Origin of the sequence: Streptomyces sp. NPDC058291, assembly GCF_042880855.1 — a bacterium.
Taxonomy (GTDB): Bacteria; Actinomycetota; Actinomycetes; order Streptomycetales; family Streptomycetaceae; genus Streptomyces.
The window spans coordinates 1-12,066 of record NZ_JBHVYK010000142.1; the positions used below are offsets into that span (position 1 = coordinate 1).

Annotated in this window: 11 protein-coding genes; 6 read left to right on the plus strand and 5 right to left on the minus strand. The window is 75.9% G+C overall.

Going from position 1 to position 12,066, the window contains the following annotated elements:
- Both cysC and ACFVYK_RS36805 read right to left on the minus strand, forming a co-directional pair.
- A partial coding sequence (gene cysC / locus ACFVYK_RS36800; RefSeq protein ID WP_389781091.1) for an adenylyl-sulfate kinase occupies positions 1 to 461 on the minus strand: 461 nt, incomplete at its 3' end.
- Positions 462 to 507: 46 nt separating this feature from the next.
- The gene (locus ACFVYK_RS36805; RefSeq protein ID WP_389781092.1) at positions 508 to 1,284 is read right to left on the minus strand and encodes an alpha/beta fold hydrolase; all 777 of its coding nucleotides are present in this window, start codon (positions 1,282 to 1,284) and stop codon (positions 508 to 510) included.
- 341 nt (positions 1,285 to 1,625) lie between these two features.
- Between ACFVYK_RS36805 and ACFVYK_RS36810 the strand changes: the two genes are divergently transcribed.
- The 3 genes from ACFVYK_RS36810 to ACFVYK_RS36820 all read left to right on the plus strand — a co-directional run bounded on the left by ACFVYK_RS36810 (position 1,626) and on the right by ACFVYK_RS36820 (position 7,004).
- Positions 1,626 to 3,377 carry a condensation domain-containing protein gene (locus ACFVYK_RS36810; protein ID WP_389781093.1) on the plus strand — a complete coding sequence of 584 codons (1,752 nt, stop codon included), beginning with the start codon at positions 1,626 to 1,628 and terminating at the stop codon, positions 3,375 to 3,377.
- A gap of 148 nt (positions 3,378 to 3,525) precedes the next feature.
- The gene (locus tag ACFVYK_RS36815) at positions 3,526 to 5,502 is read left to right on the plus strand and encodes an FAD/NAD(P)-binding protein (protein WP_389781094.1); all 1,977 of its coding nucleotides are present in this window, start codon (positions 3,526 to 3,528) and stop codon (positions 5,500 to 5,502) included.
- The gene (locus tag ACFVYK_RS36820) at positions 5,499 to 7,004 is read left to right on the plus strand and encodes a lyase family protein (RefSeq protein WP_389781095.1); all 1,506 of its coding nucleotides are present in this window, start codon (positions 5,499 to 5,501) and stop codon (positions 7,002 to 7,004) included. The genes ACFVYK_RS36815 and ACFVYK_RS36820 overlap by 4 nt, the downstream gene beginning before the upstream one ends.
- Positions 7,005 to 7,123: 119 nt before the next feature.
- Here ACFVYK_RS36820 and ACFVYK_RS36825 read toward each other — a convergent pair whose 3' ends face one another.
- Positions 7,124 to 7,303 (minus strand): hypothetical protein, encoded by a 180-nt coding sequence (locus tag ACFVYK_RS36825; RefSeq protein WP_389781096.1) that lies wholly within the window; start codon positions 7,301 to 7,303, stop codon positions 7,124 to 7,126.
- A 114-nt stretch (positions 7,304 to 7,417) separates the two neighbouring features.
- On the opposite strand from ACFVYK_RS36825, the gene ACFVYK_RS36830 reads away from it, so the two are divergent.
- From ACFVYK_RS36830 to ACFVYK_RS36840, 3 genes are read left to right on the plus strand one after another with little or no spacing between them, the layout of a single operon-like run.
- On the plus strand, positions 7,418 to 8,188 hold the full coding sequence (locus tag ACFVYK_RS36830; protein WP_389781097.1) for a thioesterase II family protein: 771 nt from the start codon (positions 7,418 to 7,420) through the stop codon (positions 8,186 to 8,188).
- A 10-nt stretch (positions 8,189 to 8,198) separates the two neighbouring features.
- A complete protein-coding gene (locus ACFVYK_RS36835; RefSeq protein WP_389781098.1) occupies positions 8,199 to 9,464 on the plus strand; it encodes a beta-ketoacyl-[acyl-carrier-protein] synthase family protein in 1,266 nt (421 codons plus the stop codon).
- Complete coding sequence (locus tag ACFVYK_RS36840) at positions 9,461 to 10,708, plus strand: ketosynthase chain-length factor (RefSeq protein WP_389781099.1); 1,248 nt, start codon at positions 9,461 to 9,463, stop codon at positions 10,706 to 10,708. Before ACFVYK_RS36835 ends, ACFVYK_RS36840 begins: the two co-directional genes overlap by 4 nt.
- A gap of 534 nt (positions 10,709 to 11,242) precedes the next feature.
- Here ACFVYK_RS36840 and ACFVYK_RS36845 read toward each other — a convergent pair.
- Both ACFVYK_RS36845 and ACFVYK_RS36850 read right to left on the minus strand, forming a co-directional pair.
- Positions 11,243 to 11,902 (minus strand): ScbR family autoregulator-binding transcription factor, encoded by a 660-nt coding sequence (locus tag ACFVYK_RS36845; RefSeq protein WP_389781100.1) that lies wholly within the window; start codon positions 11,900 to 11,902, stop codon positions 11,243 to 11,245.
- 13 nt (positions 11,903 to 11,915) lie between these two features.
- On the minus strand, positions 11,916 to 12,066 hold a 151-nt coding region (locus tag ACFVYK_RS36850; protein ID WP_389781101.1), incomplete at its 5' end, for a carboxyl transferase domain-containing protein.

Genomic DNA, 12,066 nt, shown 5'->3' on the forward strand with positions numbered 1-12,066 from the left:
TCGCCCGCCGCCTGCTTGGCGTACAGGCCCTTCACGTCACGCACCGAGCACACCTGCACCGGTGTCGCCACATGCACCTCCAGGTACTCCGTGCCGCCCGCGGCATGCCGCGCCCGGACCGCGGCGCGGGAGGCGGCGTACGGGGCGATGACCGGGGCCAGCACCAGCACGCCGTGGGAGGCGAGGGTCTGCGCCAGGAAGCCGATCCGGGTCACGTTGGTGTGCCGGTCCTCGCGGGTGAACCCCAGCTCCTGGGACAGGAACCGGCGGACCTCGTCGCCGTCGAGCACCTCGGCTCGGCGGCCGGCGGCGGCCAGCCGCTCGGCGACGGCGCGGGCCAGAGTGCTCTTGCCCGCGCTCGGCAGCCCGGTCAGCCACACGGTGGCGCCGCGCTCGCGGGTGGCGGCAGCGGTCGCTGCCTCCGCTGTGGCCCCGGCGGCCAGGGTGTGAGCTGTGGTCACGGTGGTGTTCTCCTGAGCGTGAGGTGACATGCCGGAGGGGGAAGGGTCAGGCGGTGGCGAACTCGGCCAGCGTCCGGCCGAGCACGTCCATGTCGATCCGGTGCCAGGAACCGGGCAGCTCCAGTGACCGCCCGTCGGGCAGCGCCTGCGCGGTCGCCTGTGCCGCCGCACGCAGCCAGTCGCTGGTGCCGGTGCTGTTGAGGACCAGCGTCGGGGTCCGGTAGCCGGCGAGCCGGGCGGCCGGGACGCTGCAGTCGCCGCAGATCGCCACGTCGTAGGCGAGCGTGTGGGCGTTCGCCTCGTTCACCGCCCAGATCGGCCCCCTGCGCCACTGCGCGACCGTGTCGGGGGTCAGCCCCAGGAAGCTGCCGAGGAAGTACTCGACCGCTTCCTGACGCCGGTCCTCCTCCATGAGGACCCGCAGCGTCTTGGCGACGTTCCACGGGGGCTTGGGGAACCCGTCGACCCGGTAGAACGGCTCGTGCAGGGCCAGCCTGGTGATCGGGGCGCCGGCGAGCGCCGCCTCGATCGCGAGGTTCGCCCCGGACGATCCGGCGAACACCACCGCCGACCCGCCGGCCTCCTCGATCACCGCCTCGAGGTCCTCGACCTCGCGGGCGACGGCGTACTGCGGGGAGTCTCCGCTCTGGCCGCGTCCGCGGCGGTCGTAGACGTAGGTGGTGCAGTGCGGCGCCAGCTCGGGCACGAGCGCGTCGAAGATGGTGTGGTCGCGGAACGACCCGTTGAGGAGCACGATCGGCGGGCCGTCACCCGCCTTCTCGTAGGCGATCGTGGTGCCGTCACGGGAAACGACCTTGCGCATACGCACTCCTCACGCCGGACGGAGGTGCCCTCACCTCCCCACCTGGCGGCATCTTCGAGCGCCTCGCTGGACCACGGGTCGAGGAACGGTCGCAAGGAGCCTGCGCCCGGTCGTGGCGCACGGCGTGGTCCGGGGCCCCCGCCCCCTCGTGCGCGGCTCTGACCTGCCGCGCACCAGCGGCCCACCAGCGGGGCCACAGCCGGATTCGACTCATGGGCCTTGTGATGACCGTGGCGAGAGCGGACCCGGCGGCGGCCGTCAGCGGTGTGTCAGCTTCTGGCGACGCGCGCGGCGAACGCGGACCGGGCCCGTCCGCCCTGCCGCCGACACAGGGAGACCACATGAGCGACCGGGGCGAACTGGGCGAGGTGCGTGCCGCCCTCGTGTCGCTGCCCGGTGTGCGGGACGCAGTCGTCCACGCGGCCCGGCACGCCGCGGGCGGCCTGCGGATCGTCGCCCACGTGGTGACGCGCACGCCGCCGGCCGAACTGCGCGCCGCCCTGCGGTCACGGCTGCCGTCCCATCTGGTGCCGGCCCGTCTCCACCGGGTGCCGCACATTCCGCTGCTGCCCGACGGCAGCACCGACCGGCGCGCGCTGGCGGCACTCGCCGCGCGGGAACCGGACGTCGCCCCAGCCCTCCCGCCGCAGGAGGACGCCCGGCGGCCCGCGCCGTGCGGCGCCGACGGCGACCCGGTGGAGGGGCCGTCGGCGAGCGTGCCGGTCACCCCCCAGCAGCGGGCCCTGCTCCCGGACGCGCTCGCCCACCGGGGCACCGGCCGCTACGTGGAGCAGCTGCACTGGCGCTGGCGCGGCCCGCTGGACACCGGCCGGTTCACCGCGGCCTGGCAGTCGGTGTTCGACCGCGAGACCGTCCTGCGCGCCGCCTTCGGCGGGGACGCCGAGCCACGCCTGGTCCTGCACGAGCACGTCCGCGCCGAGGTCGTCCGCCACCCGGCCGGCTCCGTCGGCTTCGAGGAGCTGAGGGAACGCGACCGGCTGCGCGGCTTCGACCTGCGCTGCCCGGGCCTGCTGCGGCTCAACCTCGTCGACGAACCGGAGCCGGCCGACGGCGGCCCGCCCTGCGTGAGGGTCCTGCTCACCTTCCACGCCGTGGCGCTGGACGGCTGGAGCGTGTCCGTCCTGCTGGAGGAGTTCTACCGCGCCTACGTCTCCGGGGGCCGCCTGCCGGGCGGCGAACGGCGCCCGGACTTCCGGGACTACGTGCGCTGGCTCGCCGGCCGGGACACCGCGCCCGCCCGTGACTTCTGGTCCTCGGCGGCCCCCGGCGCCACCGCCCTGGTGCTGCCCGCGGTCGCGGGCCCGGCCACCGGCCTGACCGGGTCCGGACGGGCCGAGGTCCGGCTCGGCGCCGGACCGGCCGGCCGGCTGCGCGCCTGGGCGGCGTCCTGCGCGTCCACCGAGGCCGGCGCGCTGCAGGCGGTGTGGGCGCTGCTGCTGTACCGGGCGGGCGCCGCCCCGGGCCCCGCCCTGGTGGGCTTCGGCGTCAGCGTCTCCGGTCGCGGCGTCACCCTCGACTTCGTCGAGCGGCTGCCCGGTCTGCTGACGAACTCCCTGCCCGTGACCGTCCGGGTCGACCCCGCCGCCCCCATGGCCGGGCTGCTGGCCGAACTGCGCGACCAGGCCCTGGAGCTGGCCGCCTACGAGTGGGTGTCGCTGGGTCAGGTCCACGAGTGGAGCGGGCGCCGGGCGGAGGACGAGCTCGTGGAGAGCCTCGTCGTCTTCGAGCACCGGCGGCGCGGCCCCGGCGCCCTGCGCTCCGCGCTCGCCGCGCAGGGCGTCAGCGTCGAGCCGCCGCGCCCGGCCGGTACGCACACGGTGTTCCCCGTCACCCTGTCGGCCCACCGGGACGCCGACGACGGTCTCGTGCTGGCCGCCGTCCACGACCGCGCCCGGCTCGCCGACGACGACGCGGCGCGACTGGTCGGCCAGTGCGCCCGGCTGCTGCGCGAGCTGCCCGGCCTGGCGGGCGGTTCGGCGACCGTGTCCGACGCGCTGGCCGCGATCGCCGACGAGCCGCCGGTGGCGATGGCCCCCGCGCCCGCGGCGACCGCCGCCGGCGCACCGACGTGAGGAGAGCCCCGGCCATGACCACTCGCCACCGGCGCGCCACCCCGCCCGGCGTCTGCGATCGGCGCGGCGGCCGCCGCGCCGCCGGCCGCCGTCCGGCCGGCCGGGCGCATCCGTGCCGCCCGCCCGCCGTCGCCCCGGGGGGCCTGCGGTGAGCGCCGGAGACCTCGGCGTGTGCATCGTGGGGGCCGGACCGCGCGGCCTGTCGGTGCTGGAGCGGATCTGCGCCAACGAGCGGACGGCCCCGTCCCCGCGCCGGGTGACGATCCATCTCGTGGACCCCTGCCGGCCCGGCGCCGGACGCGTCTGGCGCACGGACCAGTCGCGGCTGCTGCTGATGAACACCGTCGCCTCCCAGGTGACGGTGTTCACCGACGGCACGGTGGCGATGAAGGGGCCGGTGGAACCGGGGCCCGACCTGTACGAGTGGGCCCGCTCGGTCGTCCTGGCCTCGCCCCCGGAACGGTTCGGCGAGGCCACGTACGCCGAGGCGGCGGCGCTGCACCCGGACGCCTATCCCACCCGCGCCTTCTACGGCAGCTATCTGGAGGACTGCTACCGGCGCATCGTGCGCCGGGCGCCCGCCCACTGCCGGGTCGTCGAACACCGCACCCACGCCGTGGCGTTGCGCGACCAGACCGGCACGCCGGGCGGCCCGCAGGTCCTCACCCTCGCCGACGGCGTCCGTCTGCGCGGCCTGGACGCCGTGATCCTCGCCCAGGGCCACGTGCCGCGGCGCCCCTCGGCCGAGGAGTCCGCATGGTCCCGGACGGCCGCGCGGCACGGGCTGACGTACATCGGGCCGGCCAACCCCGCCGACCTGGACCTTGGCGCCCTCCCTCCGGGGCGGCCCGTCCTGATGCGCGGGCTGGGGCTGAACTTCTTCGACGGGATGGCGCTGCTCACCGTCGGACGCGGCGGCAGGTTCGTCCGCCGCTCGGGGCGGCTGGTCTACCTCCCCTCCGGCCGGGAACCGCGCATCTACGCCGGTTCCCGGCGCGGCGTGCCGCATCACGCGCGCGGCGAGAACGAGAAGGGCCCCGACGGCCGGCACCGGCCGCGGGTGCTCACCGCCGAGGTCGTCGACGCGCTGCGGCGGCGCCGCCTGGGCGGGGAACCGGTCCGTTTCGGCGCCGACCTGTGGCCGCTGATCCGTCTGGAGGTGGAGAGCGTCTACTACGAGACGCTGCTGCGCGCCGAGGGCCGGGTCCGGGAGGCGTCGGCGTTCGTGCCCGCCTTCCTCGCGGCCGGCGCGGCCCCGGACCGTGAACGCCTCCTCGACTCCTACGGCATCGACCGTGCGCGGCGGTGGGACTGGGAGCTGATCCAGCGTCCCACCGCCGGGCGGCGCTTTGCCGGTCGCGCGGGTTTCCGGCACTGGCTGCTCGGCCACCTGGCCGAGGACATCCGCCAGGCCCGGGCCGGGAACGTCAGCGGACCGCTCAAGGCGGCCCTCGACGTCCTGCGCGACCTGCGCAACGAGATACGCCTCGCGGTCGACCACGGCGGCCTGGACGGCGACTCCTACCGGGAGGAGCTGACGGGCTGGTACACCCCGCTCAACGCCTTCCTGTCGATCGGTCCCCCGGTCTCCCGCGTCGAGGAGCTGTGCGCGCTGATCGAGGCCGACGTCGTGCGTCCGCTGGGCCCCGGCACCCGGATCACGCTCAGCACGGACGGCGACCGGGCCGCGTTCACGGCCACGGCCGACGAGGTGGACGCGCCGCCCGTCCGCGCGACGGCGCTGCTGGAGGCGCGGCTGCCGGAGCCCGACCTGCGCCGCACCGCGGACCCTTTGCTGCGGTACCTGCTCACCACGGGTCAGGCGGCCCCCTACCGGATGGAGAGCGCCCGCGGGCCCGCCCACGAGTCGGGGGGCCTCGCCGTCTCCGAGCGGCCGTACCACACCGTGGACGCCCAGGGCCGGGCCCACCCGCGCCGCTTCGCCTACGGCGTCCCGACCGAGTCCGTGCACTGGGTGACGGCGGCCGGCATCCGTCCGGGGGTCGACTCCGTGATCCTCGGCGACTCCGACGCCATCGCCCGCGCGGTGCTCGGCCTGCCTCCCGCGCGCCTGACCGTCCCCGTTCCCGGCCGCCCCGCCGATCTGCTGGAGATGACGCCATGACGCACCCGACGACGGTCTTCGACGGCGGCCCGGACGCCGGGCTGTTCTCCCCCGTGCGGGCCGGGACGGCCGTGGAGGAAGCCGTCAGCGAGACGGCGTGGCTGCAGTCCCTGCTGGACGCCGAGGCGGCGCTCGCGCGGGCCCAGGCCGCACTGGGCACCGTCCCCGTCGGCGCCGCCCGCGCCATCGCCCGCGCCGCCCGCGCCGAGCGGTTCGATCCGCGCGCGCTGGCGCTGCAGGCCCGGGAGAGCGCCAACCCGGTCGTGGGGCTGGTGCGCGCGCTGACCGAGGCGGTGGCCGCCGACGACCCGCAGGCCGCCGAGTACGTGCACCGCGGCTCCACCAGCCAGGACGTGCTGGACACCGGCATGATGATGATGTGCCGGCGGGCGCTGGAGCTGATCCTCGGCGACCTGAACCGGACGGCCGCCGCGCTGGCCGCGCTGGCCGGCCGGCACCGCGGGACGGTCATGGCCGGGCGCACCCTCGCCCTGCACGCCGTTCCCACCACGTTCGGACTGAAGGCTGCGGGCTGGCACCGGCTGGTCCTGGACGCCGCCGACCGGGTCGAGGCCGCCCGCGGCTCTCTGCCGGTCTCCCTCGGCGGGGCCGCGGGCACGCTCGCCGGCTACCTGGAGTTCGCCGATCCGCGGGGGGACGCGACGACCCCCGGGGAGTACCGGGAGCGGCTCGTGGACGCGTTCGCCGCCGAGACCGGACTGGCCCGCCCCGTGCTGCCCTGGCACGCGCTGCGCACACCGGTCGCGGACACCGCCTCCGCGCTCGCCTTCACCACCGGCGCCCTGGGCAAGCTCGCCGCCGACGTGCAGGTGCTGGTGCGTACGGAGATCGCGGAGGTCGCCGAGCCCGCCGTCGCCGGGCGGGGCGCGTCCTCCGCCATGCCGCACAAGCGCAACCCCGTGCTGTCCACGCTGATCCGCAGCGCCGCCCTGCAGGTGCCGTTGCTGACCGCGGGCCTGACCCAGTGCCTGGTGACCGAGGACGAACGCTCGGCCGGGGTGTGGCACGCCGAGTGGCTGCTGCTGCGGGAGGCGCTGCGGCTGGCGGGCGGTGCCGCGGTCACGGCCGCGGAGCTGGCCGAGGGGCTCACGCCCGACCCGGCCCGGATGCGTCACAACCTCGGCCTGACCGGCAGTCAGGTGGTCAGCGAACGTCTGGCCGCCCTGCTCGCGCCGAGGATCGGCCGGGCGCCCGCGAAGGACCTGCTGACCCGGGCCTCGCACACCGCGGACGTGCGTGGGGTCTCCCTGCTGGAGGTGCTGAGCGGTCTGCCCGAGGTGACCGCGCACCACAGCGCCGAGGAGCTGGAGCGCCTGCTCGACCCGGCCGCCTATGTGGGCGCCGCCCCGGCCCTGACGGCCCACGCGCTCGCCGCGGCCCCGGCGGCCCCACCGACCCCGGCAGCCGAGAAGGCGCCCGTGCAAGCGCCCGTGCAAGCGCCTGTGAGGACACAGCCGCACACCACGACGTGCGCGGTCTGAGACCGGCGGCCGCCGACCGGGGAGGCGTCGTGAGGGCCTGCCTGGCGGGAGGTCTTCGCGCCGCACGCCCACACCAGCAGTGGTGTGGGCGTGCGTGTCCCCGGCCCGTTCCGGGGCCGTCAGCCGGCGACCCTGCCGAACAGGTGGTCGGCCGGAGCGTCCGGGTCGTCGCCGTAGAAGAACTCCGCGACCGCCTGGTGGAATTCGGCGCGGTCCAGCGCACCGGAGCCGTCCCGGTCCAGGGCGGCGAAGACCGCGGCGCAGTCCTCGCCGGGAACGTCGGCGACGGAGTCGAACATCTGCCTTCCGATGTTCCCCGAGGCCGGATTCGAGTCTTCCTCCAGGCATGTCGGCGAGGCTCTGAAGCAGCCGAGTGCTCTCAACCCACGGCGGCCGAGGAGGTGCGACACACCATGCGGGATGGCTCGCCGGTCACGCTCTACTGCTTCGCGCACGCCGGCGCGGACGTGTCCGGCTTCGCGCACTGGCGCAGCGGCGCCGGCCCGGGGGTGAACACCGTTCCCGTGCTGCTGCCCGGACGCGGCGCCCGGCGTCGCGAACCGCGCACGACCTCACGCGAGGAGCTGCTGGGCGCGCTCCTCGAACCGCTGGCCGACCAGGTCGCCGACGGGCGCCCGTACGTGCTGTACGGGCACAGCCTGGGCGGCGTCGTCGCCTACACCCTCGCCCGCGCCCTGATCGGCCGGGGGCTGCCCGCCCCCTCCTGTCTCGCCGTCGGTGCGAGTCCCCCACCGCAGACCGCGTCACCCGGCCACGACGACGACCTGAGCGACGAATGGCTGCTGCGGTTCACCACCGACCTCGGCGCGGCGCCCGGCCGTACGCTCGCCGCCCCCGGCAGCCTCTGGTACCGCCGCGTGCTGCCGGTGCTGCGGGACGACCTCAGGCTCGCCGCCGCGCTGCGCGCCGACGCGCTCGCCGACCCGGACGGCTCGCTCCCGGTTCCCGTGCTGGCCGTCGGCGGCCGGGACGACCCGGCCGTCGGCGCGACGGCGCTGGACGGCTGGGCCCGCTGGACCAGCGGCCGGTTCGTGCGGCGCACCGTCCCCGGTGACCACTTCTTCGTCCGCGGCCCGCACGCACCCCGACTGATCGGGCGCGCCTGCCGCATGGTGCGGCGCACCCGGCTCGTACCTGGGCTCATATCTGGAGGACAACTGTGAGGGACACACGATGAGGCGGGTCGTCATCACCGGCATCGGGGTCGTGGCCCCGGGCGGCGTGGGCGCCCGCGCGTTCTGGGACACGCTGACCGCGGGCCGCACCGCCACGCGCGGCATCACCCTGTTCGACGCGAGCACGTTCCGCTCGCGGATCGCCGCCGAGGCGGACTTCGATCCGGGCGCCCACGGGATCGGGGCCGCCGACGCCGCCCGCCTGGACCGCGCCGCCCAGTTCGCCCTCGTCAGCGCCCGGGAGGCGGTCGAGGACAGCGGACTGGCCGGCGCCCTCGACGCGGTGCGCACCGGCGTCACGCTCGGCAGCGCCGTCGGCTGCACCACGGGCCTCGACAACGAGTACGGCGTGGTCAGCGAGAACGGCAGCACCTGGGAGGTCGACCACACCCGGGCGGTCGCCCACCTCTTCGACTACTTCGTGCCCAGTTCCATGGCCGCCGAGGTGGCCCTCGCGGTCGGCGCCCAGGGCCCGGTCTCGCTGGTCTCCACCGGCTGCACCTCCGGCATCGACTCCGTCTGCCACGCCGTCGACCTGATCCGCGAGGGCAGCGCGGACGTGATGGTGACCGGTGCGACCGAGGCGCCCATCTCGCCGATCACGGTGGCCTGTTTCGACGCCATCAAGGCGACCAGCCCGCGCAACGACGAGCCGGGGACCGCCTCGCGCCCCTTCGACCGCTCCCGCAACGGCTTCGTGCTGGGCGAGGGTTCGGCCGTGCTGGTCCTGGAGGAGTTCGAGCACGCCCGGCGGCGCGGCGCCCACGTCTACGCGGAGATCGCCGGATTCGCGGGGCGCAGCAACGCCTACCACATGACCGGGCTGAAGTCCGACGGCGTGGAGATGGCCGAGGCGATCCGCGCGGCGCTGGACGAGGCCCGGCTGGACGCCACCGCCGTCGACTACGTCAACGCCCACGGCTCCGGCACCAAGCAGAACGACCGGCACGAGACCGCCGCGTTCAAGCGCAGTCTCGGCGAGCACGCCTACCGGGTGCCGGTCAGCTCCATCAAGTCCATGATCGGCCACTCGCTCGGCGCGATCGGCTCGCTGGAGGTGGCCGCCAGCGCCCTGGCCATCGAGCACAACACCGTGCCGCCGACGGCCAACCTGCACGAGCCCGACCCGGCGTGCGACCTCGACTACACCCCTCTCACCGCGCGCGAGCAGCGCACCGACACCGTGCTCAGCGTCGGCAGCGGCTTCGGCGGCTTCCAGAGCGCCATCGTCCTGACCCGGCCGCGACTTCAGGAGGCGGCATGACCACAGCCACACTCGACCGTCCCGCCGTCCGGGCGGGCGTCCGGGCCATCCTCGGCTCCGTCGTCACCGGCATCGGCGTCGCCGCCCCCAACGGGCTGGGCGCCGAGGCCTGGTGGGCGGCGACCCTGCGCGGCGAGAGCGGCATCCGCCCGGTGACCCGCTTCGACGCCTCCCGCTACCCGGTGCGCATCGCCGGGGAGGTGCCCGGCTTCGTCGACGACGAGCACCTGCCCAGCCGGCTGCTGACGCAGACCGACCGGGTCACCCGGCTGTCGCTGGCCGCCGCCCAGGAGGCCCTCGACGACTGCGGCACCGGCCCCGACGCGCTGCCCGAGTACGGCGCCGGGGTGGTCACCGCCTCCTCCGCGGGGGGTTTCGAGTTCGGCCAGCGCGAGCTGCAGGCCCTGTGGTCCAAGGGCGGACAGCACGTCAGCGCCTATCAGTCCTTCGCCTGGTTCTACGCCGTGAACACCGGTCAGATCTCCATCCGGCACGGGCTGCGCGGCTCCAGCGGGGTCGTCGTCGCCGAGCAGGCCGGCGGCCTGGACGCCGTCGCCCACGCCCGGCGGCAGATCCGCAAGGGCGCCCGGCTGATGGTCACCGGCGGCGTCGACTCGGCGCTGTGTCCGTGGGGCTGGGCCGCGCATCTCGCCACCGGCGAGCTGAGCGGGGTGGCCGATCCCGCCCGCGCCTACCTGCCGTTCGACGCCGCGGCCTGCGGGCACGTGGTCGGCGAGGGCGGCGCCCTGTTCGTCCTGGAGAGCGAGGCCGCTGCCCGTGAGCGCGACGCCCGCGTGTACGGGGCGTTCACCGGGTACGCGGCCACCTTCGACGGCCCCGGCGCCGTGCGTCTGGGCGACGCCGCCCGGCTGGCGCTGGACGACGCCGGGGTACGGCCGGAGGAGATCGACGTGGTGTTCGCCGACGCGGCGGGCGCGCGCGCCGCGGACCGTGCCGAGGCGGAGGCGCTGGCCGGCCTGTTCGGCCCTCGGGGCGTGCCGGTCACGGCGCCGAAGTCGATGACCGGTCGGCTGCTGGCGGGTGGCGCGTCCCTGGACGTCGCCGCGGCCCTGATGTCCCTGCGCGACCAGGTGATCCCGCCGACCACCGGGACCGCCGAGCCCGCCGCGGACTGCCCCGTCGATCTCGTCACCGCGCCCCGCGAGACGTCCGTGCGCCATGCCCTGGTGCTGGCCCGCGGCCGGGGCGGCTTCAACTCGGCGGCCGTCGTCAGCGCCGTCTGACCGGGCGGAGCCGCCCTCGGGCGGAGCCCCGCCCTTCCGGGGCCGCCAGGACGACATCCCCCGCGTCCCGGCGGCCCCGCACTCTGTACGGGACCGCGCAGGCGTGACACCCGGTCGGGCTCGGCTCCTGCGGCGCCGCCCACCGGGAGGTCGTGCCGTGCGTCGTGCCGTCGGCGGTCGCAGCGCCCGGACGGCCGGACGGCCGGACGGAGGACAGCCGGGCGGAGGACAGCCGGGCGGTCGGGCGGAGGACAGCCGTCGGCCGACGAGGCAGGCGCGAAGCTGACGGCCGTCCCGGCTCGGTGGCCGGGTGCGCTCGTCACGTGGCGGAGCCCCCGCGAACGGCCGTCGAGGGCCTGCGGGGGCTCCGAGTGCGCGGGTCGGCGCACGACCGGCGGGGCGGGGTGCCGTGCCGTGCCGCACGGTGACCAACCGAGGGAAGTGCGGACGGGCGAGCTGAAGCGGGTGGCCGACGGCGTCTGGGTCCGGCAGAGCGAGTTGATGCCCGACGACCCGGTGGGGTGGCTGGCCGGATCAGGTGGTCGCGGTCCCGGTGTCCCGCCGTCCGCCGGCCGTGGTCGCCGGGGGCGGGCCGCCGGCCGCCACGAGGTCGCCGAGCACCGCGGGCGTGGCCAGCCGCGGCAGCAGCAGCTGCCAGAACCTGGTCACGGTGCGGCGCGAGAGCCACTGCGGGTCCCGGGCCCCCAGCACCTCGAAGCCGGTGGTGGCCGCCACCACCGAGGCCGTCACCTGCTCGGGCGTGACCTCGTTGAGCACGCCCTCGCCGTCGGCGCGCTTCAGCGCGCCCTCGACCCACTCGTGCCACTGGCGGTACAGGTCCCGGCCCTGATGGACCTGTTCGCGGCTCAGGTCGAAGCCCGCGCGCAGCACCACGTCCTCGCCGAGCCGGCGGGCCAGGTCGTGCGAGGTGTTCACCAGCAGCTGCAGGGCGTTGCCGACCGCGTCTTCGTGCGCCGCGACGATGCTGTCGAGTCGCTGTGACGCGGCCTCTTCCACCGCCTCGGCCACCCCGGCCTTGCTGGCGAAGTGGAAGTGGAGTGCTCCGTTGCTCACTCCGGCCAGCGAGCTGATCGCGGTGAGCGAGGCCACGCTGAAGCCGTCCCGGTCGAAGACCGTGGCGGCGGACTCGATCAGGGCCTCGCGGGTGCGCAGCGCTCGTTCTTGTCTGACCATTCAAGGTGCTCCATTACTGCGGCGGGTTGCCATGCTTGCGCGAGGGCAGGTCGGTCTGCTTGGTGCGGAGCATGGCCAGGGACCTGACGAGGACCTCGCGGGTCTCGGCGGGGTCGATGACGTCGTCGACCAGACCGCGCTCGGCCGCGTAGTAGGGGTGCATC

Excerpts from the sequence above, each read along its gene's own strand:
- ACFVYK_RS36805 (WP_389781092.1), bottom strand. The coding sequence starts at position 1,284 with ATGCGCAAGGTCGTTTCCCGTGACGGCACCACGATCGCCTACGAGAAG.
- ACFVYK_RS36810 (WP_389781093.1), top strand. The coding sequence starts at position 1,626 with ATGAGCGACCGGGGCGAACTGGGCGAGGTGCGTGCCGCCCTCGTGTCG.
- ACFVYK_RS36820 (WP_389781095.1), top strand. The coding sequence starts at position 5,499 with ATGACGCACCCGACGACGGTCTTCGACGGCGGCCCGGACGCCGGGCTG.
- ACFVYK_RS36825 (WP_389781096.1), bottom strand. The coding sequence starts at position 7,303 with ATGTTCGACTCCGTCGCCGACGTTCCCGGCGAGGACTGCGCCGCGGTC.
- ACFVYK_RS36830 (WP_389781097.1), top strand. The coding sequence starts at position 7,418 with ATGCGGGATGGCTCGCCGGTCACGCTCTACTGCTTCGCGCACGCCGGC.
- ACFVYK_RS36835 (WP_389781098.1), top strand. The coding sequence starts at position 8,199 with ATGAGGCGGGTCGTCATCACCGGCATCGGGGTCGTGGCCCCGGGCGGC.
- ACFVYK_RS36840 (WP_389781099.1), top strand. The coding sequence starts at position 9,461 with ATGACCACAGCCACACTCGACCGTCCCGCCGTCCGGGCGGGCGTCCGG.
- ACFVYK_RS36845 (WP_389781100.1), bottom strand. The coding sequence starts at position 11,902 with ATGGTCAGACAAGAACGAGCGCTGCGCACCCGCGAGGCCCTGATCGAG.